The sequence below is a fragment of the Eggerthella timonensis genome (genome assembly GCF_900184265.1).
GTDB classification, from domain to species: domain Bacteria; phylum Actinomycetota; class Coriobacteriia; order Coriobacteriales; family Eggerthellaceae; genus Eggerthella; species Eggerthella timonensis.
The window spans coordinates 2,978,089-3,000,653 of sequence record NZ_FXXA01000002.1 but is presented as its reverse complement, the minus strand read 5'-3'; the positions used below and the strand labels follow the sequence as shown (position 1 = coordinate 3,000,653).

At 67.5% G+C, this 22,565-nt stretch carries 20 protein-coding genes; 18 read left to right on the top strand and 2 right to left on the bottom strand.

The window, feature by feature from the left end; all coding sequences use genetic code 11:
• Positions 1 to 143 precede the first annotated feature (143 nt).
• From C1A15_RS12620 to C1A15_RS12560, 13 genes are all read left to right on the top strand, one after another.
• On the top strand, positions 144 to 1,487 hold the full coding sequence (locus C1A15_RS12620; protein ID WP_101722900.1) for a glutamine synthetase family protein: 1,344 nt from the start codon (positions 144 to 146) through the stop codon (positions 1,485 to 1,487).
• A 19-nt stretch (positions 1,488 to 1,506) separates the two neighbouring features.
• On the top strand, positions 1,507 to 2,181 hold the full coding sequence (locus C1A15_RS12615; protein WP_101722899.1) for a winged helix-turn-helix transcriptional regulator: 675 nt from the start codon (positions 1,507 to 1,509) through the stop codon (positions 2,179 to 2,181).
• A gap of 128 nt (positions 2,182 to 2,309) precedes the next feature.
• A complete protein-coding gene (polA, locus tag C1A15_RS12610; protein WP_101722898.1) occupies positions 2,310 to 4,937 on the top strand; it encodes a DNA polymerase I in 2,628 nt (875 codons plus the stop codon).
• Positions 4,938 to 5,284: 347 nt separating this feature from the next.
• Positions 5,285 to 5,701: a 50S ribosomal protein L21 gene (gene rplU, locus C1A15_RS12605; RefSeq protein ID WP_101722897.1), complete on the top strand. Its 417-nt coding sequence runs from the start codon at positions 5,285 to 5,287 to the stop codon at positions 5,699 to 5,701.
• A gap of 18 nt (positions 5,702 to 5,719) precedes the next feature.
• The gene (gene rpmA / locus C1A15_RS12600) at positions 5,720 to 5,971 is read left to right on the top strand and encodes a 50S ribosomal protein L27 (protein WP_101722896.1); all 252 of its coding nucleotides are present in this window, start codon (positions 5,720 to 5,722) and stop codon (positions 5,969 to 5,971) included.
• Between the two features lie 153 nt (positions 5,972 to 6,124).
• Positions 6,125 to 7,519 carry a GTPase ObgE gene (gene obgE, locus C1A15_RS12595; protein WP_101722895.1) on the top strand — a complete coding sequence of 465 codons (1,395 nt, stop codon included), beginning with the start codon at positions 6,125 to 6,127 and terminating at the stop codon, positions 7,517 to 7,519.
• Complete coding sequence (proB, locus tag C1A15_RS12590) at positions 7,519 to 8,673, top strand: glutamate 5-kinase (protein WP_101722894.1); 1,155 nt, start codon at positions 7,519 to 7,521, stop codon at positions 8,671 to 8,673. The genes obgE and proB overlap by 1 nt, the downstream gene beginning before the upstream one ends.
• A 9-nt stretch (positions 8,674 to 8,682) precedes the next feature.
• The gene (locus tag C1A15_RS12585) at positions 8,683 to 9,960 is read left to right on the top strand and encodes a glutamate-5-semialdehyde dehydrogenase (protein ID WP_101722893.1); all 1,278 of its coding nucleotides are present in this window, start codon (positions 8,683 to 8,685) and stop codon (positions 9,958 to 9,960) included.
• Positions 9,960 to 10,640: a nicotinate-nucleotide adenylyltransferase gene (gene nadD / locus C1A15_RS12580; protein WP_101722892.1), complete on the top strand. Its 681-nt coding sequence runs from the start codon at positions 9,960 to 9,962 to the stop codon at positions 10,638 to 10,640. The genes C1A15_RS12585 and nadD overlap by 1 nt, the downstream gene beginning before the upstream one ends.
• On the top strand, positions 10,637 to 11,260 hold the full coding sequence (gene yqeK / locus C1A15_RS12575) for a bis(5'-nucleosyl)-tetraphosphatase (symmetrical) YqeK (protein WP_101722891.1): 624 nt from the start codon (positions 10,637 to 10,639) through the stop codon (positions 11,258 to 11,260). The genes nadD and yqeK overlap by 4 nt, the downstream gene beginning before the upstream one ends.
• On the top strand, positions 11,257 to 11,685 hold the full coding sequence (rsfS, locus tag C1A15_RS12570; RefSeq protein WP_101722890.1) for a ribosome silencing factor: 429 nt from the start codon (positions 11,257 to 11,259) through the stop codon (positions 11,683 to 11,685). The genes yqeK and rsfS overlap by 4 nt, the downstream gene beginning before the upstream one ends.
• A gap of 348 nt (positions 11,686 to 12,033) precedes the next feature.
• Positions 12,034 to 12,372, top strand: a complete 339-nt coding sequence (locus C1A15_RS12565) for a type II toxin-antitoxin system RelE/ParE family toxin (RefSeq protein WP_101722889.1) — start codon at positions 12,034 to 12,036, stop codon at positions 12,370 to 12,372.
• Positions 12,356 to 12,661 (top strand): addiction module antidote protein, encoded by a 306-nt coding sequence (locus tag C1A15_RS12560; RefSeq protein ID WP_101722888.1) that lies wholly within the window; start codon positions 12,356 to 12,358, stop codon positions 12,659 to 12,661. The genes C1A15_RS12565 and C1A15_RS12560 overlap by 17 nt, the downstream gene beginning before the upstream one ends.
• On the opposite strand, the gene C1A15_RS12555 is transcribed toward C1A15_RS12560, so the two are convergent.
• Together C1A15_RS12555 and C1A15_RS12550 are read right to left on the bottom strand one after the other, a co-directional pair.
• Positions 12,645 to 13,913, bottom strand: coding sequence for a chloride channel protein (locus C1A15_RS12555; protein ID WP_101722887.1), 1,269 nt, complete (start codon positions 13,911 to 13,913; stop codon positions 12,645 to 12,647). The genes C1A15_RS12560 and C1A15_RS12555 overlap by 17 nt on opposite strands.
• 10 nt (positions 13,914 to 13,923) lie before the next feature.
• Positions 13,924 to 14,928, bottom strand: coding sequence for a P1 family peptidase (locus tag C1A15_RS12550; RefSeq protein ID WP_101722886.1), 1,005 nt, complete (start codon positions 14,926 to 14,928; stop codon positions 13,924 to 13,926).
• Between the two features lie 163 nt (positions 14,929 to 15,091).
• Between C1A15_RS12550 and C1A15_RS12545 the strand changes: the two genes are divergently transcribed.
• The 5 genes from C1A15_RS12545 to prfB all read left to right on the top strand — a co-directional run bounded on the left by C1A15_RS12545 (position 15,092) and on the right by prfB (position 22,513).
• Positions 15,092 to 17,695 (top strand): AfsR/SARP family transcriptional regulator, encoded by a 2,604-nt coding sequence (locus C1A15_RS12545; RefSeq protein WP_101722885.1) that lies wholly within the window; start codon positions 15,092 to 15,094, stop codon positions 17,693 to 17,695.
• Positions 17,696 to 17,710: 15 nt separating this feature from the next.
• On the top strand, positions 17,711 to 18,067 hold the full coding sequence (locus tag C1A15_RS12540) for a BrnT family toxin (protein ID WP_101722884.1): 357 nt from the start codon (positions 17,711 to 17,713) through the stop codon (positions 18,065 to 18,067).
• Positions 18,048 to 18,308 carry a type II toxin-antitoxin system BrnA family antitoxin gene (brnA, locus tag C1A15_RS12535; protein ID WP_101722883.1) on the top strand — a complete coding sequence of 87 codons (261 nt, stop codon included), beginning with the start codon at positions 18,048 to 18,050 and terminating at the stop codon, positions 18,306 to 18,308. Before C1A15_RS12540 ends, brnA begins: the two co-directional genes overlap by 20 nt.
• Positions 18,309 to 18,494: 186 nt before the next feature.
• Complete coding sequence (gene secA, locus C1A15_RS12530; protein WP_101722882.1) at positions 18,495 to 21,302, top strand: preprotein translocase subunit SecA; 2,808 nt, start codon at positions 18,495 to 18,497, stop codon at positions 21,300 to 21,302.
• A gap of 116 nt (positions 21,303 to 21,418) precedes the next feature.
• Positions 21,419 to 22,513 carry a peptide chain release factor 2 gene (gene prfB, locus C1A15_RS12525; RefSeq protein ID WP_101722881.1) on the top strand — a complete coding sequence of 365 codons (1,095 nt, stop codon included), beginning with the start codon at positions 21,419 to 21,421 and terminating at the stop codon, positions 22,511 to 22,513.
• The last annotated feature ends 52 nt before the right edge of the window (positions 22,514 to 22,565 follow it).

Sequence of the window (22,565 nt, the reverse complement as noted above, 5' to 3'; positions counted from 1 at the left end):
GCGCGGCAGAGGGCCGAGGTTCTGACGATGGACTGTCACCGTGACGAATGCGGGTCTGCGCGGCGCGTCGGGTTTCTTCTCGCGAAACGCAACCGAAACACCGACGAGTATAATGGTGGTTCGAGAGAGAAAGGACGCACCCGATGACCGTGACCCCCGAGCAAGACTTCGTGCTGAAGACCATCAAGAGCCGCGACGTCCATTTCGTCCGCTTCTGGTTCACCGACGTGCTCGGCCGCATGAAGTCGTTCGCGGTCATCCCGAGCGAGCTCGAGGACGCGTTCGCCGACGGCATGGGCTTCGACGGCAGCTGCATCGAGGGGTTCTGCCGCACGCAGGAATCCGACATGCTGGCGTATCCGGACGCGTCCACGTTCCAGGTGCTGCCATGGCGGCCCGAGTCCAACGCGGTCGCCCGCATGTTCTGCAACCTGCGCACGCCCGACGGATCCCCCTTCGAAGGCGACCCGCGCCAGGTCCTCGCGCGCACGGCGGCGAAGGCCCAGGCGATGGGCTACGTGTTCAACATCGGCCCGGAGCTGGAGTTCTACTATTTCAAGGACGCCGAGGGCACCGAGGTGCTCGACCGCGGCGGCTACTTCGACCTCACGAGCCTGGACTACGCCTCCGACCTGCGCCGCGACACCGTGCTCACGCTGGAGAAGATGGGCATCCCCGTGGAGTACTCCCATCACGAGAACGGCCCGTCCCAGCACGAGATCGACCTGCGCTTCACCGACGCGTTGTCCATGGCCGACGCGGTGATGACATACAAGCTGGTCGTCAAGGAGATCGCGATGAAGCACGGCGTGCACGCGTCGTTCATGCCCAAGCCCATGGCGGGCGAGCCGGGCAGCGGCATGCACGTGCACCAGAGCCTCTACGACCTCGACGGCAACAACGCCTTCTACGACCCCGCCGACCCCCAAGGCTACCACCTGTCGAAGGTGGCCAAGCACTACCTGGCCGGCCTGCTCAAGTACGCGCCCGAGTTCTGCGCCATCACGAACCAGCACGTGAACTCGTACAAGCGCCTCATCGCCGGCGGCGAAGCGCCCATCTACCTGTCGTGGGCGCGCTCGAACCGCTCCACGCTCGTGCGCGTGCCGGGCTACCGCCCCACGAGCGAGGGCGCGTGCCGCCTCGAGCTGCGCAGCCCCGACCCCAGCGCGAACCCCTACCTCGCCTTCGCCGCCATGCTGGCCGCCGGCTTGGCTGGCATCGAGGAGGAGCTGGAGCTGCAGGAGCCCAACGAAGACCAGGATCTGTTCATGCTGTCGCGCCAGGACCTGCGCCAACAGGGCATCGCCACGCTGCCCGAGAGCCTCGGAGAGGCGGTGGAGCTGTTCGCCGAGTCCGAGCTGATGCGTACGACGCTCGGCGACCACATCCACTCCTACCTCGTGGCTGCGAAACGCGCCGAATGGAACGACTACCAGGGGTACGTGTCGCAGTGGGAGCGCGACCGCTACCTCGCGGTGCTCTGATGTGCGGGAGGAGGGGGCCGTGCAGCGCAAGCAGGTGATATTCGTCGCGGACAGCCTCGACAACGCGCACAAGTTCCAGCAGGTGCTGTCGAGCTTGGACGTGGACGTGGCGGCGGGTTCGTCCGCCCAGTTCAAGAAACTGCTCGGGCAGCATCCCGCCTGCGACCTCGTCGTGTACGAGGCGCGCGGCGGCGCGGCGGAGGACGTGGCCGGCATCGAGGCGCTGCTGCTCGAGGACAACGCGGCGTCGCTGCTCGTCATCGTGGGCGAGGACCAGCTTGTCCGCTTCCGGCTGCCCGTGCAGGTGAAGAGCGACTTCGTCGTGCGCGGCGCGACGCCGGAGGAGTGCGCGGCCCGCATCCGCCAGCTGCTGTGGCCCGGCAACGAGGCTGCTACGTCGGACTGCCTCGCGGTCGAGAACATGACCGTGAACCTGGCCACCTACCAGGTGACGGTGGCTGGCGAGCCGCTCGACCTCACGTACCTCGAGTACGCGCTGCTGGCCTTCCTGGTCACGCATCCCTCGCGCACGTACTCGCGCGACGCGCTCTTGCGCCGGGTGTGGGGCTTCGACTATTACGGCGGCTCGCGCACGGTGGACGTGCACGTGCGGCGCATCCGCGCGAAGCTGGGCCCCGAGCTGGCGCAGCACCTCGAAACGGTGCGCGGCGTCGGCTACCTGTGGAGCGCATAGCCTCCTTCGTCGGAAAAACCTTGCGCGGCGGTGGGTGATTCTTTGTTTCTCCGGCGGCGTCCGGCGGGGGCGCGGCGGGTTGCTCTATACTGGTCGCTCGAAACCATAACCGACGGAGGACTCGCCCTATGCCGAAGAAGATCGCCGTCATCGACGGCAACTCGCTTATGCACCGTGCCTACCATGCGGTGCCCCAGACGATGAACGCTCCCGACGGCCGGCCCACCAACGCCGTGTTCGGCTTCGTGGCCATGCTGCTCAAGTTCATCGACATCGCGAACCCCGACGCGCTCATCTGCGCGTTCGACGCCGGCCGTCCGGCGTTTCGCATGGAGGCGCTCGAGCAGTACAAGGCGCAGCGCCCGCCCATGGACGACGATCTCAAGGTGCAGTTCCCCATCATCGAGGAGCTGCTGGAGGCCATGAACGTACCCGTCGTGCGCATCAAGGGCTGGGAGGGCGACGATGTGCTGGGCACCGTCGCGAAACGCAACGAGGCGCTGGGCTACGAGACGCTGCTCGTGACGGGAGATAAGGACGCCTACCAGCTGGCCAGCCCCGCCACGCGCATCGTCACCACGAAGAAGGGCATCACCGACGTGGCCATCTACGGGCCGGCCGAGGTGGAGGAGCGCTACGGCGTGCGCCCCGACCAGTTCATCGACTTCCTCGGCCTCAAGGGCGACTCGTCCGACAACATCCCCGGCGTGCCCGGCATCGGCGACAAGACCGCCGCGAAGCTGCTGCAGTCCTACGGCAGCCTCGAGGGCATCTACGAGCATGTGGACGACCTCAAGGGCAAGCAGAAAGAGAAGATCGTCGACAACAGGGACATGGCGTTTTTGAGCCGCGAGGTGGCCACGATCGTGTGCGACCTCGACTTCCCGCTCGACCTCGAGGCGTGCTCGTTCCCGTCGTTCGATCCCGACAAGGTGACCGAGGCGTTCAAGGGCGTGCAGTTCAACGCGCACCTCAGCCGCGTGCTCAAGCTCGTGGGCAGGGAGCTCGAGAAGAAAGCGGCCCCGCTCGTGGTGGAGCCCGTGGTGTCGGGGCCCGAGGCGCATGCGCTCGTCGACGCGGCCATCGCGCGCGGCGAGACGGTGGGCGTGGCGTTCATCGAGCCCGAGCAGGTGTCGCTGTTCAACGCCGGGCTGCACGGCGCGGTGAACACGAGCGAGGGCACGGCGGTATTCGAGGACGACGAGGGCCGCGAGGCGTTCGCGCGCATCGTGCGCGCCGGCTCGTTCGCCGCGCTCGACGTCAAGCGCGAAGCACATCGCATCTATCCCGCCGATACGGCCGAGGCCGCGCTCGTGGAGGATGCCGAGCTCATGGGCATGCGCGCGTTCGACCTGGGGCTGGCCGGCTACGTGCTGAACTCGTCGGTGTCGGAGTACTCCTTCGACGCGCTGCTCGACGCCTACTGCGGCGGCGTGCTGCCCGAGACGAAGGACGAGGCCGGCGCCGTGGCGGCCCAGGCCGCGGCGGCGCGCATGCTCGTGGGCCCGCTCACCGACGCGCTCGGGCGCGACGAGAGCAAGCGCGCCTACTTCGACATCGACCTGCCGCTCGTGGCGGTGCTCGCCATCGTCGAGCGCACGGGCGCCGCGGTGGATTGCGACCGCCTGGCCGAGCTGGGCGCCACGACGCAGGCCGAGCTCGACGAGCTGCGCTGCCGCATCATCGAGATCGCGGGGGAGGAGTTCAACCTCGACAGCCCCAAGCAGCTCGCGCACATCCTGTTCGAGGTGCTGGGCCTGCGCACGCTCAAGAAGAACCAGCGCGGCTACTCCACCGACGCCGCCGTGCTCAAGGAGCTGTCGAACGACCACGAGCTTCCGGCGCTCGTCCTGCGCTACCGGGAGCTTGCGAAGATCAAGTCCACCTACATCGACGCGCTGCCGCGCATGCGCGCTGCGGACGGGCGCGTGCACACGTGCTTCAACGAGACGGTGACCACGACGGGCCGCCTGTCGTCGTCGGATCCGAACCTGCAGAACATCCCCGTGCGCACCGAGTTCGGACGCCAGATCCGCGAATGCTTCGTGCCGCTTCAGGAGGGCCACAAGTTCCTCTCGGCCGACTATTCGCAGATCGAGCTGCGCCTGCTCGCGCACCTGTCGAACGACGAGCACCTCGTGGCCGCGTTCTGCTCCGGCGCCGACTTCCACGCCGCCACGGCCAGCCGCGTGTTCGGCCTGCCCGTGGAAGAGGTGACGCCCGAGCTGCGCAGCCGCGCGAAGGCCGTGAACTTCGGCATCGTCTACGGCCAGCAGGCGTTCGGCCTATCGCAGAGCCTGGGCATCCCGTTCGGCGAGGCCAAGGAGATGATCGAGCGCTACTTCGAGGCGTACCCCGGCGTGCGCGCGTACCTCGACGACACCATCGCGCAGGCGAAGGAGCAGGGGTACGCCCAGACGATGTTCGGCCGCAAGCGCCACATCCCCGAGCTCAAGGCCGCGAACGCGACCCAGCGCGGCTTCGGCGAGCGCACGGCCATGAACCACCCCATGCAGGGCAGCGCGGCCGACATCATCAAGCTCGCCATGACCGAGGTGCAGCGCCGCATCATGGAGCGCGGCTTCGAGGCGAAGCTGCTGCTGCAGGTGCACGACGAGCTGGACTTCAGCGTGCCGGAAGGCGAGATCGAGGAGCTGTCGGCCATCGTGAAGGACGTCATGGAGCACATCGTGGAGCTTCGCGTGCCTCTCGACGTCGACGTCTCCTATGCCGACAACTGGGCGGAAGCGCACTAGGGTTGCGCCGGTCGGGACGGGGGTGAGACAGAGGGACGGGGCAATTGTCTCATTTTGCTCGCAAAATGAGACAATTGCCCCGTCCCTCTGTCTCACCCCCGTCCCCTGCCTCGCTCCTCACCCGTCTCGCCCCGCGGAATTTGCTGGACTTGTGATGTACGAAAAAATCACACCACGCCGCCGCGTGTGGCTAAAGTATCTGCTATCATATAAACGTTGTGCTCTGTGGAGGCACAGCGTAGGAAGAGTGCGATGATACGCGTGGATCGTGCATAAGATCACATTGACTTGCTACGGTCACGCTGGTAAGCTATCGCCTTGCGTTTATTCATATCAAGGAGACACTCATGTACGCAATTGTAAAAACGGGCGGCAAGCAGTACAAGGTCGCACCCGGCGACAAGCTGAACATCGAGAAGCTTGACGCCGCCGTGGGCGACAAGGTCGAGCTCGAAGCCATCTGCGTCGTCGACGGCGCCAAGGTGGAGGCCGACCCCGCGAAGGCAGCCGCAACGAAGGTCACGGCCATCATCCTCGAGCAGTTCAAGGGTGAGAAGCAGCTGGTCTTCAAGTTCAAGAAGCGCAAGAACTACAAGAAGCTGCGCGGCCACCGCCAGCAGCTCACGCGCGTCCAGATCGAGTCCGTCGGTTCGGCCAAGGCTGACAAGCCGGCGCCTAAGAAGGCTGCGAAGAAGGACGATGCCGAAAAGAAGCCGGCTGCCAAGAAGGCTGCCGAAAAGCCCGCGTCCGAAGACGCCGAGTAAGCATAAGGAGGGAACACCATGGCTCACAAGAAAGGTCTCGGTTCCAGCCGTAACGGCCGCGACTCCCGTGCGCAGCGTCTCGGCGTGAAGATGTTCGGCGGTCAGGCGGTCAAGACGGGCAACGTCATCGTTCGCCAGCGCGGCACGCACATCCATCCGGGCGAGAACGTCGGCCGCGGCAAGGACGACACCCTGTTCGCCCTGTGCGACGGCAAGCTGGAGTTCACGAAGGGCGCCAAGCACAAGGTGCACGTGCGTCCCGAGGCGTAGGTTCCGCCTAGCCCGCAACTGCGTGACGTTATCTGTTTTCGCATGCCCCCTGCTCGTCAGGGGGCATTTTTCATATACAATCCGGGTTGTCGTGTTTAAACGAGCAACCCGTGCGCCCCGCGAGGGGCGCGGATCGAAATAGAGGTACCACCCGTGTTCATCGATAAAGTACGCATCCATGTCAAAGGCGGCAACGGCGGAGCCGGCTGCATGTCGTTTCGCCGCGAGGCCCATGTGCCGAAGGGCGGGCCGGACGGCGGCGATGGCGGCCATGGCGGCAACGTCGTGGTCGAGGCCGACGCCAGCCTGTCGTCGCTCATCGAATACCGTTTCAAGCACCATTTCAAGGCCGATCGCGGCACGCACGGCAAGGGCTCGCGCATGCACGGGGCGACCGGCGAGGATCTCGTGCTCAAGGTGCCGATGGGCACCGTCGTCCACGAGTACTTCGAGGAGACGAAGGAGACGGGCGAGCTCATCGCCGACCTCACGCACGACGGCGAGCGCGTCACCGTGGCCGAGGGCGGCATGGGCGGTCGCGGCAACATCCACTTCGTGACGCCGACTCGGCGCGCGCCCGCGTTCGCCGAGCTGGGCGAGCCGTCGCAGGAGCGCTGGATCGAGTTGGAGATGAAGCTCATGGCCGATGCGGCCCTTGTGGGCATGCCGTCGGCGGGCAAGTCGTCGCTCATCGCGAAGATGAGCGCGGCGCGCCCGAAGATCGCCGACTACCCGTTCACCACGCTCGTGCCGAACCTCGGCGTGGCGCGCTCGGGCGACTACAGCTTCGTCGTGGCCGACATCCCCGGCCTCATCGAGGGCGCGCACGAGGGCCGCGGCCTGGGCCACGAGTTCCTGCGCCATATCGAGCGCACGGCGCTCATCGTGCACGTGGTCGACCTGACGGGCGACTACGAGGGTCGCGACCCGCTCGAGGACTACGAGATCATCAACCGCGAGCTGGCGCTGTACGCCGACGACCTGGCGGCGCGCCCGCGCATCGTGGTGGCGAACAAGATAGACGTGCCCGGTGTCGAGGAGGCGGCCGACCGGCTGGCGGCGCGCGTGCGCGAGGATTCCGTCGCCGCTGCGGGGGGCGACGAGTTCGCGCCGAGCCCCATCGATCCCAAGCTCTACCGCATCAGCGCGCTCACGGGCGAGGGCGTCGACGGCCTCAAGGCCGCCATCGCCGCGAAGGTGCACGATCTGCGCGAGGCGCTGCGCGAGCAGGCGCAGGCCGACGTGCAGTACGAGCACGTGTGGGAGCACAAGCGCGAGGAGCGCGACAAGAAGTTCAAGGTCACGCCGCTCGGCGGCAGGGTGTTCCGCGTCGAGGGCCCGCAGGTGGAGCGCATGGTGGTGCAGACCGACTGGGAGAACGAAGAGGCCATCGCGTTTCTGCAGCACCGCCTCAAGCGCCTCGGCGTGGAGAAGGCGCTCGAGAAGGCGGGCGCGGTGGACGGCGACGAGATACGCATCGTCGGGCGCGCGTTCGAGTTCGAGTCGGTACGCACGGCCGAGGATCTGTTCAAGGAGCTCGATCTGTAATGAAGCCGGCCGGTTGCGCGCATGTTGCCCCGCGGACGCTGGGCAAGCGCCTCGTCATCAAAATCGGATCGTCCACGCTCACCACGTCGGAGAGCAAGATCGACTACGCCTACCTGGCGGAGGTGACCGACCAGATCGCGCGCGTGCGCGCCGCCGGGTGGCGCCCCATCGTGGTCACGTCGGCCGCCATCGCCTGCGGCCTCGAGCGCTTGGGCATCGAGAAGCGCCCGCACGACATGCCCAGCCTGCAGGCGGCCGCCTCGGTGGGGCAGAGCGCGCTCTCGACGGCGTACGCCGAGGCGTTCGCGCGCAACGGCATCGTGACGTCCACGGTGCTGCTGACGCGCCGCGACACGGCCGACCGTCGCGCGTATTTGCATGCGCGCGACACGTTCGACCGCCTGCTCGAGCTCGGCGTGGTGCCCATCGTGAACGAGAACGACACCATCTCGGTCGAGCAGATCCGCTTCGGCGACAACGACACGCTGGCCGCCCTCGTGGCGTGCCTCGTGGAAGCCGATCTCATGGTCATCCTGTCGGACATCGACGGGCTCTACGACGCCAACCCGCACCGCGATCCGGATGCGAAGCTCATCGACCGCGTGGAGGCCATCGGCCCCGAGATCATGGCGGCGGCGGGCGAGGCGGGCACCACGGTGGGCTCGGGCGGCATGATCACGAAGATCAAGGCAGCGCGCGTGCTCATGGTGGCCGGCATCCCGCTCGTGGTGTGCGACGGCCATCGCGCCGAGGCCATCGTGGATGCGGCGGAGGGGAAGGATGTGGGCACGCTGTTCGTGGCCGCGAAGAAGCCCCACGAGATCACGCCGAAGAAGCTGTGGATCGCGCTCGGCGACGCCGCGCGCGGCGCGCTCGTGGTGGACGACGGGGCGAAAGCCGCCCTCATCGAGCGCGGCAGCTCGCTTCTGTCGGTGGGCGTGCGCGCGGTGGAAGGGCGCTTCGAGGCGAACGACATCGTGGACATCAAGGACGCGGGCGGGCATCTTTTCGCCCGCGGCAAGGTGGCGTTCGCGAGCGACGAGGCCGCGCTCGCCATCGGCCGCACGCGCGCCGAGCTGCAGGCGAACCGCCTGCTGGCAAGCTTGGCCGACAAGCCGCTCGTCCATCGCGACGAGCTCGTGGTGTTCGAGTGAGGGGGAGCCATGGTTGAGGAGACGGTACAAGAGCAGGTGCGGCGCATCGCCGAGGAGGCGCGCGCGGCGAGCGGTGCGCTCGCGCAGACGAGCGCCGAGGAACGCAACGGAGCGCTGGCCGCCATGGCGGAGGCGCTGCGCGCGCATGCAGGCGCCATCGTCGAGGCGAACGGCCGCGACATGGACGCGGCGCGCGCGGCGGGCACGCGGATGAGCTTGCTCGACCGCCTCATGCTCGACGAAGGCCGCGTCGAAGGCATAGCGGCGGCGCTCGAGGACCTCGTGGCGCTGCCCGATCCGCTCGGGGCGGTGCAGCAGCAGCGCATGCTGGCGAGCGGCATCGAGCTTTCGCGCGTGAGCGTGCCGCTCGGGGTAGTGGCCGTCGTGTACGAGGCGCGGCCCAACGTGACGGCCGACGCGGCCGGCATCTGCCTGAAGTCCGGCAACGCGGTGGTGCTGCGCGGCGGCAGCCTGGCGGCGGCTTCGAACGAGGTCATCGCGAAGGTGCTGCACGACGCAGCGGTGGGGGCGGGCATGCCCTGCGGCTGCATCGGCGCCGTCACGCTGCCCGATCGCGCGGCCGCCGACGAGCTCATGCAGCTGCACGGCGTGGTGGACGTGCTCATTCCGCGCGGCGGCGCAGGACTCATCCGCCACTGCGTGGAGACGTCGAAGGTGCCGGTCATCGAGACGGGCACCGGCAACTGCCACGTGTACGTGCACGCATCGGCCGACTTCGATAAGGCGCGTGCCATCATCGTGAACGCGAAGTGCCGCCGTCTCGGGGTGTGCAACGCGGCCGAGACGCTGCTCGTCGACGCTGCGGTCGCCGAGGATTTCCTGCCCGCGGCGCTCGCCGAGCTGGCGGAGCGTGGCGTGACGCTGCATGCCGACGAGCGCGCGGCGGCCGTCGCCGCGAAGCACGGCACGCCCACGGTGCCCGCCGACGAATCCGATTGGGAGACCGAGTACCTCTCGGCCGACCTGGCCGTGCGCGTGGTCGACGGCGTGGACGAGGCCGTCGACCACGTGAACCGCTTCGGCACGAAGCACTCGGAGGCCATCGTCGCCGAGGACGAGCGCGCCGTCGAGGCGTTCCTCGCGCGCGTCGACGCGGCCGCCGTGTACGCGAACGCCTCGACGGCGTTCACCGACGGGGCGGAGTTCGGCCTGGGCGCCGAGATCGGCATCTCCACCCAGAAGCTGCACGCGCGCGGACCGTTCGCCCTCGACGCGCTCACGTCGTACAAGTACGTGCTGCGCGGCTCCGGGCAGGTGCGCGCGTAGTGGCACGCATCTGCGATCACTTCGACGACCTGGGACGGGACGGGTCGCCTGCGCGCCTCGGCATCATGGGCGGCACGTTCGATCCCATCCACATCGGGCACCTCGCGTGCGCCGAGCAGGCGCGCGAGGCCTACGACCTCGACGGCGTGGTGTTCGTTCCCGCGGGCAACCCCGTGTTCAAGAAGGACCGCGCCGTCACGCCGGCGGCCGAGCGCCTGGAGATGTGCCGCATCGCCACCCGCAGCAACCCGGCGTTCGACGTGAGCGCCATCGAGATCGAGCGCGGCGGCGACACCTACACGGTGGACACGCTGCGCCAGCTGCGCGCGCACTACCCCGACAACGTGGAGCTGCGCTTCATCACCGGCGCGGACGCCGTGTACCATATCGTGCAGTGGCGCGAGAGCGCTGCCATCGCCGACCTAGCGCACCTCATCGCGGTCACACGTCCCGGCTACGTGCTGTCGGAGGAGCGGCGGGCGTTCATCGCCGCGCACGGCAACTTCGCCATCGACTACCTCGAGGTGACGGCGCTTGCCATTTCGTCGAGCGACCTGCGCCGACGCGTGGCGGAAGGGAAGTCGATCCGTTATTTGACGATGCAGGGCGTGCTCGACTATATTCAGGAGCGAGGCCTGTACGAGGCGAAACCGAGCGACGGCGAAGGAGGCGTGCGATGAGCGAAGACGTGCTGTCGGATGCGTTCTTCGAAGCCCGTGAACGCGATTTGGAGCAGCGGCTCAAGCGCAAGCGCTTCGAGCATGCGCGCGGCGTCTCGAAGATGGCCGCCGCGCTGGCCGAGACGTACGGCGCCGACGTGCGCAAGGCGCGCTTGGCGGGCCTGCTGCACGATTGGGACAAGGAGTACGACGACGACGCGATCAGGGCGCGCGCCCGAGCGCTCGACGTGGACGTGGATCCGTACGTGCTCGATACTATGCCGCGCCTGCTGCACGGGCCCACCGCGGCTGCCGAGCTCAAGCGCGCACACCCCGACCTGCCCGACGACGTGGTCCAGGCCATCGCGTGGCACACCGCGGCCGCGGTGGGCATGAGCGACCTCGACATGATCATATACGTTTCCGACGCCATCGAACCTGGCCGCGATTTCACCGGGCTCGACGAGCTGCGCTCCGCCATCGGCGAGGTGCCGCTCGAAGAGCTTTTCATGATGACGTTCAACCATATCCTGCTGACGCTCGTGGAGCGCCGGCGACGGCTGCACCCGGCAACGGTCGAGGTGTGGAACCATTACGTGGCCCGATCGCGCGACGCGAGGGCCGAGAAAGGAACAGCGTGAGCACAACGATACCCGAGAAGACTTCCAAGGAATGCGCCCTCATCGCGGCCCGCGCGGCCGATGACAAGAAGGCCACCGACATCATGGTGCAGGAGGTGCGCGACCTCATCGGCGTGACGGACTACTTCGTCATCGCCACAGCCTCGAACAACCGTCAGGTCGAGGCCATCATCGACGAGATCGAGGACGCGGTGCGCACGCAGGCCCAGTTGAAGCCGCTGCATCGCGAGGGCACGCAGGACGGCACGTGGTCGCTGCTCGACTACGGCAGCTTCGTGGTGCACGTCTTCCAGCCCGAGACCCGCGAGTACTACCGCCTCGAGGCCTTGTGGAACGACGCGCCCGTCATCGACTTGGCCGCCGAAGCCGGCCTCACCGACATCGAGTACTCCGACCGGATCGCCAAGCTGCTCGGCAAGGAATAACGAGTCGAGCTTCGAGCTTCCGTCTGCGCCTGCCCGGGCGCACCGCATGCGCCGTCACTTCGTGGCGGCGCTTTTTCGTCCTCTGCGGCGCCGGGACGGCGCAGGTCGCGAGGAGGCGTCGGACGCGCATGGAAACGGCGTAAGAATCGCGTGGAATGCGCGTGGAAACGGCGTCGCATCCACGTGCAATGCGCGTGAAAACGGCGTCGGATCCATGCAAGATCCGCATGGAATATGCGCTGGGATGCCGTGTCCATCGCGTGAGCGCTTCGCTGTTATGCTCTGCCTGCAGGTTCGATCGCGTCTTGACCAAGGTGTGAGTATCCTGTAAGATACAAAGGAGCGTATATGGGAAATCAAAGCAAGCTCAGGGTGGAGCAGACGCCGACGTTCGCGCGATGGCTCGATCAGCTCAAGGATACGCGGGCACGGGCGCGAATCTTAACGCGCATCCTTCGTTTGGAAGATGGGTCGTGGGGCGATGTTCGCGTTCTGGCCGATTCTCTGTTCGAGCTGCGCGTGATGGTCGGGCCGGGCTATCGCTTGTACGGGACGCGGATGGAGGGCGCAATCGTGATGCTCCTTTGCGGTGGCGACAAAGGCTCTCAAAACCGAGATGTAGAAAAGGCGAAACGCCTGGCCGAGAAAGTTCGAGAGGAAAGGTCGGGATATGAAGAATCCCTTTAAAAGGCCGATGAACATTTCGGAATTCCGTGTTGCGGACTATCTCGATTCCGAGGAGGCGATCGCGGAATTCCTGACAGCCGCTCTCGAAGAAAACGATCCGGAGTTCTTCCGAAAGGCTCTCGGTGAAGCGGCTAAGGCTCGCGGGATGGCGCAGGTTGCCGAGCGCGCGGGGGTGGGGCGCGAGAGCCTGTACAAGTCGCTCTCGGCCGAAGGCAACCCCCGGTTCAGCACCATCGTCGACGTCCTCGACGCGCTCGGTTTCAAGCTCGTCGTCACGCCGGGGTCGTAGGAGCGGGATCCTTCTCGGCGCGCAGGGCCTTCGGCAGCGGGATGGCTGCGCCGAGGGCCGCGGCGGCCAGCATGACGACGATGCCCTTCACGGGGAAGCACAAAAACAGCAGCAGCACGGTCATGAGCGGCTGGCGCATGACGCCGCCTACGAGCGCGGCCGTGCAGGCGCACAGGCAGAACACGGGGTCGGCGCCGGTGAGCATGGACATGCCGTAGCCGATGGCGATGCCGGCGAAGATGACGGGGAAGAAGTGGCCGCCGCGCCATCCGAAGCGGATGCACAAAGGCGTGATGAGCACTTTGCCGAAGCCCGTGGCCAAGAGCGCGAACGCGCTCATCGTGGTCCAGACCTCGCCGAGCTGCTCGGCCTGCGTCTCGCCGGCGAACATCGTGAACGGCAACGCGATGCCCATGAGCGCCAGCGCGAGCCCGGCGATGAGCGCCTTGGCCACGGGACGCTCGCCCATGCGCTCGGACAGGCGTCCGAACAGGCCGTCGAACGCGCAGAACAGCCAGCCGCCCGCCGCCCCCACGAGCGCGAGCGGCGCGAGCCACAAAAGCTCGGTCGTTCCCACGTGGATGTCGGTGAAGCGAGGCAGCGACAGGCCGCCGCCGAACAGCGCGCCCAATCCGATGAACGCCGCCAGCGCGCCCGCGATGGCGCACAGGTACACGACGATCTTCGACGATTTCGGCAGCGTGATGGTCGTCTGCGTGCCCGCGTCCTCGTCCCCGTCGTCGTACAGGGGCGCGGCGAAGCCGAACAGGGGAGCGGTGAAGATGGCCGATAGCGCCGCCATGGTGCCGACCGACGTGAGCTGTTGGAAGTCCGAGCCGAAGCGCTTCATGCGGTCGCCCACCCACGTGCAGATGCCGGCGACCGCGCCGGTAAGCCCCGCTTCGGGGCCGACGGATCCGCCGAAGAACAGCGGCAGCAGCGCGGCGACGGACATGACGCCCAGCTTGTCGTAGTCGTAGCGGCCGTCGCGCTTCACCTTCGCCATCACCTGGTTCAGGTCTTCCGGATACGAGCCGAAGCGCTTTGCGAACAGTCCGATGACGAGCCCTCCTGCCAGGCAGGCGGCCAGCGGGAAATACGGCCCGAAATGCGCGGGCAGCTTCTCCCAGATAAACGTTATGCCGAGATTCATGGCGAACAGCAAGAGCCAGACGAATGCGCCCGCAATGGCGCCCGTGACGATCACCGACGCGACGAACAGCGAGCGGTTCGCGAGCTTCGCTCCCTCCACGACCCCCCCCCTAACGAGCGGCGAGGTCGCAGGCCGCGGGCAGCCCGTACGCGCTCTCGGCCTGCGTGATCGCACGTTCGATGGCGCCCTGCATCGCCTCGGTCGCCAGGATGGCGAACGTGTCGTAGTCGGCATCGACTTCGCCCGATGCGAACGTGAAGACGGTGTCGCCGTCGCCCGAGGTGTGCACGGGCTTGATGGCGCGCGCGTAGGCGTCGTGGACGGTCGAGGAGGCCTTCGTCGCCTGGGCCTTCGTCAGGCGCGCGTTCGTCAGCACGACGCCGATGGTCGTGTTGGCGCACGGGCCGGCGGATGCGTCGACCTTCGCGACCGCACGGGCCGCCGCCTGCTGCACGAGCACGCCGAACGCCTCGAGGGGGTCCATGACGCGACCCTCGTCGTTGCGGCAGCCGGCTATCCAGGTCCCGTTCGCGTCGCGCACGTTGCCGAGCGCGTTCACCGCCACGATGGCGCAGGCCGCAAGCTCGCCCAGGCGCAGCCCGCAGATGCCGATCCCCGCCTTCATGGCTCGCTGGCCTCCCAAGAGCTTGCCCACCGATGCGCCGCATCCGGCGCCGGCGTTGCCCTCGGCAAGCGGTTTCGCCGCGTCGCGCTCGAACGCCGCCTGCGCCGCCGCGCGCCCCATGGCGGCGTCAGGGTGCGCGTCCTGACCCACGAGCAGGTCGAACAGGCATGCGCCCACGACGATGGGCACGCGGGCGCTCTCCACGGGAAAGCCGATGCCGCGCTCCGCGAGCTCTTCCATCACGCCGGTCGCGGCGGCCAGGCCGAAGGCGCTGCCGCCCGACAGCACCACGCCGTGGACGGCCTCGATCATGTTCTCGGGCTTGAGCAGGTCGGTCTCGCGCGTGGCCGGGCCGCCTCCGCGCACGTCGACGCCGCACGTCGCCCCGTCGGGCGCGATGACGACGGTGCAGCCGGTGCCCGCTCGGGCATCTTCGGCGTGCGCGCAGAGAAACGCGGGAAGGTCGGCGAGCGAGGCGGGTTGCAGCATGGCGTTCTCCCTTGGGTCGGGTAAGGATCGTTCGGTTCGCTCATTGTACACCGCGAATCGCGGCGTAGTCGAACCGATGTCGGCTTGCGGACGACGGGTTACGGTAGTAAGGTAGCAGTCCCGCTCTCGCTGCGCGCTCCCCTCGACGAAGGGAGTGAATCGCATGCCGGAATTCCTCAAGAAAGCATCGTGTCGCGGCCGTCGCCCGCTCCATCTCGCCTCGCGGCGTCAGATTCCCCGTCCCGACCTTATCGCGAAGCTGCTGCGCGAGCGGCACGTCGCCCGGTTCATCGTCGCTCCCGACGGGTTCGGCAAAACGGGCCTGGCCTTGGAGTACGCCGACACGGTGTTCTCGTTCGAGCACGTGGTTTGGCTCGACGGCCGCAGCCCGTGCTTCCTGCGCGACCTCGATCGCGGCGTCATCGCCCGCACGCTCCTGGAGGACGACCCCGAGCCGTTCCTCGCCGTCGTCGACGACGTGCCGCTGCTCGATCCGGAGCGCGCCGAACTGCTGTCCGACGAGCTCGACTTGCTGCTCGACCGCGATTGCGAGGTCGTGGTGGCCTGCGTGCCGTCGCGCGACGCCTTCGCGCGCCATCGCGATCGCATCAAGCTCGCCGCCTCCGATTTGCTGCTCACCGACGAGGAGGTCGACCTGCTTCGCACGCCGGGGGAGCGTTCGAGCGATCCGGCGTCGACGATTCCGGCCGCCCGCCGCGTCGCGGCTCTCGTATGGGGGTCGGAGGAGGAGCGCGCGGGGTTTCTGTCCGCCGCTCTGAGGGAGGAGCTTCCGGCCGATCTGCTGCTGCCGCTGTTCGTGATGGCGGCGCTCGAGGAGGGGACGCTCGAGGACGTGGCTGCGTTCGGCCCGTTCGGGCCCGACCAGGAGGCCCTCCTCGCCGAACAGTACCCCTACCTCGGCATCGATCCTGGGCGCGGGCGGTTCGGTACGGCGCCCTTCGCGGCGGACGCGGTCGCGGAAGCCTTCGGGCGCAAGCTGGGCGCGGTGGCCGACCGCTCGCTGTTCTCCGATGCGAGCACGCTCGTCGTGCGTTTGGGCGACGCGCTCGTGGCTCGCGGAGCGCACGAACGCGCCTGCGATCTCGTGCGGATGCTGGCGGCGCGCGCCCCGCGCGCGACCTGGCTCGCCGAGCACGGCCGTGCGCTGCTCGACGCCGCCTGCCTCGTGCCGGCCTGCGAGGTGCACCGGTCGCTTTCGGGCGAGACGGCGGGGAAGGGCGCGCTGCTCAGCGCCTACGAGGCCGCCCGTCGCGCGCTCTTGGGCGATCGTGCGGCGGCCTGCGCGGCCGCACGCAAGGCGGTGCGCGACAGGAGCGCGCCGGCAGCCGCGCGGATGGCGGGAGCGCTCGTGCTCGCGCAATGCGCGGAGGCCGACGAGCGGCGACGGGCCGACAAGCTCGCTGCGGCGCTGCTCGCGGCGGCCGGCGTCACCCGCATCGTCGACGCGCATCGGGCGGTCGGGTGCGCGAAGGCGGCGGAGGAGCGCGGATGGATGGCTTCCGGCTGCGTGCATGCCCAGCTCAGGCAGGCGGGCTGCCCCGATGCGGCCCGTGTGTGGCTCGACTGGTACGACGCCGGCGCGCGCGGCGGCTTCGTCAAGCAGGCCGCGGCCGAGGTGCTGCGGCAGGCGGCGTCGTCGGACGTGCGCGTGGTCCAGTCGCCCGAGCTCGACCGTTTGGGGGCGCTCGTTCGCAAGAGGGTATCCCAGGCGAGCCGCGCGGGACTCGGCCTCGTGGACGCGTTGGCGGGCATCGCCTACGAGCGGGCTTGCGAGCGCGGGGTGCTCGCCATCCCGGCGTTCGACGCGCAGACGGCCCTCGCCGTCAGGCGCGTGGAGATGGGCCTGTTCTCCCAGCGCAACGCATCCGAGCGCCTCGAGCTGGACCGTCTCGAGCACGAGCGCGCCTTCGTCGCCACCCATCCCGACGCCTATCGCGACGAAGGGCGCGCGAAGCGCCTGCCGAAGCTGCCGACCGCTGCGCCCGCGCTCACCGTGAACCTGTTCGGCGGCCTCGACGTGCTCATAGGCGGCGAGCGCGTCGATCCCTCGCTGTTCAGCCGTCAGAAGGTGAAGACGCTGCTCGCCCTGCTCGTGCTGCACAACGGCCGCGAGTTCTCGCGCGACAAGCTGGTGGGGCTTCTGTGGCCCGACAGCGAGATCATGCACGGCCGCAAGAACTTCTACGGCATCTGGGCCATGCTGCGCCGCGCGCTGACTCTGCCGTCGGGAGACTGCCCCTACCTCATCCGTCAGCAGCAGGGGCTTCGCCTCGACGCGAGCTTGCTGACCAGCGACGTGGCGCAGCTCGAGGACGTGTGCCGCACGCTTTTGTTCGAGCGTCCGGGCTACGGCGGCTGGGCGCAGGTGTACTCGCAGGTGAACGACCGGTTCTCGGACGATCTGCTGCCCAGCGAGAACGGCAACGACGCCATCGCCTCGTTGCGCGTGGACTACCGCAACCGTCTCGTGGACGCGCTCGTGGCGGCCTCGACGCGCCTCGTGGCGGCGGGCGAGGCGCAGGAGGGCCTCTGGTTCGCGCGCGCCGCGCTCCAGCGCGACCGATCGCGCGAGGACGCCTACACCTGCCTCATGAACGCCCAGCTGGCCTCGGGTCAGCGCACGGCCGCCCTCGAAACCTACTTTGCCTGCCGACGCTACCTCGCCGACGAGCTCGGCATCGACCCTTCGCTCGAAACGATGCGCCTTTACCGCAGCATCATCGAAACCGAAACGGACTTCGAGTAGACGACCGAGGTGCGAATGAGGAACAGGGGAGTGGTAATATTGCGGAAACAGAGTGAAATAAGTATAATAAAGATACCTATTAGTAGCTTTGGACAGGAAGACAGAACGTTTGAATACGATCCGGCAAAAAGCGCGACGAACCTGGAGAAGCACGGCATCGACTTCGAGAAAGCCCAGGAGTTGTGGCGGCGCAGGGTCGTCAAGGTGCCCGTTGCCGACGATTACGGAGAGCGGCGCTACGCCATGCTGGGAATGATCGACGGAAAGCACTGGACGGCGATCGTCACGTTTCGCGGCGAGCGCATCCGCATCATCTCCGCACGGAGGTCGCGAGTGAAGGAGGCTTCGTACTATGACGCCGAAGAAGATTAGCGCAGAGAAGTTCGACCGCATATTCGATGAAGGCAAAGAGGACATCATGGAGTACCTCGATCTTGAGAACGCCGAGGTAATCCATCCGGTTCGCCAGGTTCGCAAGGTCAACGTCGACATGCCCCTGTGGATGGTGGAGGCGCTCGACAAGGAGGCGAAGCGGGTGGGCATCGGACGCCAGGCGGTCATCAAGATGTGGCTCGCCGAGCGCCTCGACGAGGAAGCCCGCCGCACGGCCTGAGCGCGCCGCCCGCCGGGCCGGCGGCGCGCGGGCGCGTTTCCGGCTCGCCGTCGGGCGCGCAAACCCCTTGCGTGCCCTGTGAATTTCCTCTGAGGTCAGGCGCGATATGCTAGAGTAGCACGTGCTGTATTCGAGTGAATAAGCGCGCATTGCCGCGCTGCAAGCCACGAAAAGGATGGCGCATACATGGCAGGATTTCTTTCCAAGCTCCTGACGCTTGGCGAGGGCAAGCAGCTCAAGAACTACGAAGCCACCGCAAGCAAGATCAACAGCCTCGAGCCCGAGATGCAGGCGCGCTCCGACGAGGAGCTGCGCGCGCTCACCGCCGCGTTCCGCGAGCGAGCCGCGGGCGGCGAGGATCTCAAGAGCCTCTTGCCCGAAGCCTTCGCCGCCGTGCGCGAGGCCTCGGTGCGCACGCTGGGGCTGCGTCACTTCGACGTCCAGCTCATCGGCGGCATGGCCTTGAACGACGGCCAGATCGCCGAGATGAAGACCGGCGAGGGCAAGACGCTCGTCTCCACGCTGGCCGGCTACCTGAACGCGCTGCCCGGCCACAACGTGCACGTGGTCACCGTCAACGACTACCTGGCGAAGCGCGACAGCGAGTGGATGGGCCAGGTGTACCGCTTCCTCGGCATGGACGTGGGCCTCATCCAGAACGGCATGCGCCCTGACAAGAAGATCCCCGCGTACAAAGCCGACGTCACGTACGGCACGAACTCGGAGTTCGGCTTCGACTACCTGCGCGACAACATGGTGACGCGCGCCGAGTCCCGCGTGCAGCGCGGCCACCACTTCGCCATCGTCGACGAGGTGGACTCCATCCTCATCGACGAGGCCCGCACGCCGCTCATCATCTCGGGCGCGGGCACGCAGGCGGCCGAGACGTACAACAAGTTCGCCCGCGTCATGGTGGGCCTCACGCCCGAGCTCGACTTCGACATGGACGAGGCGAAGAAGACCATCAACGCCACCGAGAGCGGCCTGGAGAAGATCGAGGCCATGCTCGGCATCGACGACATCTACGCCGATCCGTCCGGCCAGCTGCCGAACCACCTGCAGCAGGCCCTGAAGGCGCAGTTCCTGTTCCATCGCGACGTGGACTACGTCGTGGTGAACGGAGAGGTGAAGATCGTCGACGAGTTCACCGGCCGCATCATGGAGGGGCGCCGCTACTCCGAGGGCCTGCACCAGGCGCTCGAGGCGAAAGAGCGCGTGCTCGTGCGCGAGGAGAACCAGACGCTGGCCACCATCACGCTGCAGAACTACTTCCGCCTGTACGAGAAGCTCTCCGGCATGACCGGCACGGCCATGACCGAGGACGCCGAGTTCCGCGAGATCTACAAGCTGCCGGTCGTGGCCATCCCGCCGAACCGCCCGGTGGCGCGCAAGGACGAGGACGACCTCATCTACCGCACGGTGGAGGCGAAGTTCAACGCCGTGGCCGACGACGTGGCCGAGCGCAACAGGGCCGGCCAGCCCTGCCTCATCGGCACGGTGTCCATCGAGAGCTCCGAGAAGCTGTCGCGTCTGCTCGACAAGCGCGGCATCAAGCACGAGACCCTCAACGCGAAGAACCACGAGCGCGAGGCGCACATCATCGCGCAGGCCGGCCGCGTGGGCGCCGTCACCATCGCCACGAACATGGCGGGCCGCGGCACCGACATCCTCTTGGGCGGCAACCCCGACGTGCTGGCCGACGACGTGCTGATCGAGCGCGGGTTCGACCCCGAGCTGCACGAGGGCGACGAGGCGGAGGAGGGTCGCGCGCCCGCTCCTTCCGAGGCCGACCGCGCCGCGGCGCTCGCCGAGGCGAAGCGCGTGTGCGGCGAGGAGCACGACCAGGTCATCGCGGCCGGCGGCCTCACCGTCATCGGCACCGAGCGCCACGAGTCGCGCCGCATCGACAACCAGCTGCGCGGCCGCGCCGGCCGTCAGGGCGACCCCGGCGTGACGCAGTTCTACCTGTCGCTCGAAGACGACCTCATGCGCCTGTTCGGAGGCAACCGCATGGACTCCATCGCCCGCATGATGGAGAAGACCGACATGCCCGACGACATGCCCATCCAGGCCGGCATGGTGTCGAAGGCCATCGAAGGCGCCCAGCGCCAGGTCGAGAGCATGCACTTCGCCGCCCGCAAGAACGTCCTCGAGTACGACGACGTCATGAACCTGCAGCGCGTCGCCATCTACAGCGAGCGCAACGCCATCCTCGACGGCAAGGACATGGACGAGCGCATCCCCGAGATCGTGAGCGATGCGGTGGAGGCCGTCGTCGAGGAGAATTGCCCGGCCAAGGTGCCGAGCGACGACTGGGACGCCAAGGCCGTGGAGCTGTGGGCCGCGAACATGACGGGCCGCGACGACTTCAGCGTTGCCGAAATCGATCACGAGGACGACCCTGCGGTGCTGTCCGAGGCGCTGGAGGAGTACCTGGAGAACGTGTTCGCCGAAAAGTCCGAACAGCTGGGCGAGCCGGTGATGAAGATGCTGGAAGGCCAGGTCATGCTGCGCATGATCGACACGCGCTGGATGGCCCACCTCCAGGAGATGGACTACCTCAAGGCCGGCATCGGCCTGCGCGCGTTCGGCCAGCGCGATCCCCTCGTCGAGTACAAGAACGAGGCGTACAATGCGTTCCAGAGCCTGACTGCGGGCATGTACGAGGACTACCTGCGCACGCTCTTGCGCCTGCAGGTGGCCGTGAAGCAGGAGCAGCCTGCGCTGGCCGAGGAGAAGAGCCCGCTCGACGGCAAGGTGAGCTACTCGTCTCCCGAGCAGGCGCTCGAGCAGACGGGCGTGGGCGCCGCGCGCAAGCAGGCGGCCGCGTCGGCTGCGTCGCCCTCCGGCGCCCCGGCCGCGCCGCCCAAGCCGGCGGCGGCGAAGCCCCAGACCTACGAGAAGGACAAGGACGATCCCTTCGCCAACGTGGGCCGCAACGACCCGTGCCCCTGCGGCTCGGGCAAGAAGTACAAGAAGTGCCACGGCGCTTAGGGCTCCTGCAGACTTGACGGCCGAGGGGACGGGCACGCCGGTCTCGGCCGCCGCGGCCGCCCTCGCCGACATTGGCGGACGGCGCGATCGAAAACGATAGCTACTTGAGAAGGAATATGGCAGACAGAGACGAAAAAGACTTGGAGCAGGTCGCGCAGCGCGTCGAAGCGGCGCACGGCTACCTGCACATCGAAGAGCGCGCGGTCGAGCTGGCGAAGCTCGACGAGGAGATAGCGCGGCCCGGCTTCTGGGACGACGCCGCGCACGCGCAGAGCGTGTCGAAGCAGGCCAGCGTGCTGCGCGACACCATCGCCGAATATCAGGAGGCGGCGACGCTGCTCGACGACGCGCGCGCCGCGTTCGACCTCGCATCCGAAGACGAGCTGTTCGCCGAAGAGGCTTCCGAGGCCCTCGACAAGCTCGACGAGCTGCTCGACGCGCTCGAGATCAGCTCGTGGTTCTCGGAGCGCTTCGACGGCGGCGACGCCATCCTCACGGTGAACCCCGGTTCCGGCGGCCTCGAGGCCCAGGACTGGACCGACATGCTCTACCGCATGTACGTGCGCTACGCCGAGAAGAAGAACTGGAAGGTCACCGTGCTCGACGTGGTGCCCGGCGAGGGCATCGGGCTGGACAAGGCAACCATCCAGATCGAGGGCCGCAACGCCTTCGGCATGCTGAAAAGCGAGAACGGCGTGCACCGCCTCGTGCGCATCAGCCCCACCGACGACAAGAAGCGCCGCCACACCACGTTCGCGGGCGTGGAGGTGCTGCCGGTGCTGCCCGACGACATCGAGGTGGACCTCAACCCCTCCGACGTGCGCGTGGACGTGTACCGTTCGAGCGGCCCTGGCGGCCAGTGCGTCAACACCACCGACTCGGCGGTGCGCCTCACGCATATTCCCACGAACATCGTCGTGACGTGCCAAAACGAGAAATCCCAGCTGCAGAACAAGGAAGCCGCGTTTCGCGTGCTCAAGGCGAAGCTCTACGAGCGCGAGGAGCAGAAGCGCGCCGAAGAGCTCGCGCAGCTGCGCGGCGATCGCATGGATTCGACGTTCGGCAGCCAGATCCGCAACTACGTGCTGTACCCCTATCAGATGGTGAAGGACGTGCGCAGCGGCATCGAGACCGGCAACGTTGAAGCCGTGCTCGACGGGGATTTGGACGAGTTCGTGATAGGCTATCACCGGTGGAGAGTGTCGCAATAATGTCCCAAACGGGGACTGTCCCCATTCGGGACATTTTGAACGGGCGAAAGGA

Coding starts and splice junctions, on each gene's coding strand:
- C1A15_RS12620 (WP_101722900.1), top strand. CDS start 144: ATGACCGTGACCCCCGAGCAAGACTTCGTGCTGAAGACCATCAAGAGC.
- polA (WP_101722898.1), top strand. CDS start 2,310: ATGCCGAAGAAGATCGCCGTCATCGACGGCAACTCGCTTATGCACCGT.
- rplU (WP_101722897.1), top strand. CDS start 5,285: ATGTACGCAATTGTAAAAACGGGCGGCAAGCAGTACAAGGTCGCACCC.
- rpmA (WP_101722896.1), top strand. CDS start 5,720: ATGGCTCACAAGAAAGGTCTCGGTTCCAGCCGTAACGGCCGCGACTCC.
- proB (WP_101722894.1), top strand. CDS start 7,519: ATGAAGCCGGCCGGTTGCGCGCATGTTGCCCCGCGGACGCTGGGCAAG.
- C1A15_RS12585 (WP_101722893.1), top strand. CDS start 8,683: ATGGTTGAGGAGACGGTACAAGAGCAGGTGCGGCGCATCGCCGAGGAG.
- yqeK (WP_101722891.1), top strand. CDS start 10,637: ATGAGCGAAGACGTGCTGTCGGATGCGTTCTTCGAAGCCCGTGAACGC.
- C1A15_RS12565 (WP_101722889.1), top strand. CDS start 12,034: ATGGGAAATCAAAGCAAGCTCAGGGTGGAGCAGACGCCGACGTTCGCG.
- C1A15_RS12560 (WP_101722888.1), top strand. CDS start 12,356: ATGAAGAATCCCTTTAAAAGGCCGATGAACATTTCGGAATTCCGTGTT.
- C1A15_RS12550 (WP_101722886.1), bottom strand. CDS start 14,928: ATGCTGCAACCCGCCTCGCTCGCCGACCTTCCCGCGTTTCTCTGCGCG.
- C1A15_RS12545 (WP_101722885.1), top strand. CDS start 15,092: ATGCCGGAATTCCTCAAGAAAGCATCGTGTCGCGGCCGTCGCCCGCTC.
- C1A15_RS12540 (WP_101722884.1), top strand. CDS start 17,711: ATGAGGAACAGGGGAGTGGTAATATTGCGGAAACAGAGTGAAATAAGT.
- brnA (WP_101722883.1), top strand. CDS start 18,048: ATGACGCCGAAGAAGATTAGCGCAGAGAAGTTCGACCGCATATTCGAT.
- secA (WP_101722882.1), top strand. CDS start 18,495: ATGGCAGGATTTCTTTCCAAGCTCCTGACGCTTGGCGAGGGCAAGCAG.
- prfB (WP_101722881.1), top strand. CDS start 21,419: ATGGCAGACAGAGACGAAAAAGACTTGGAGCAGGTCGCGCAGCGCGTC.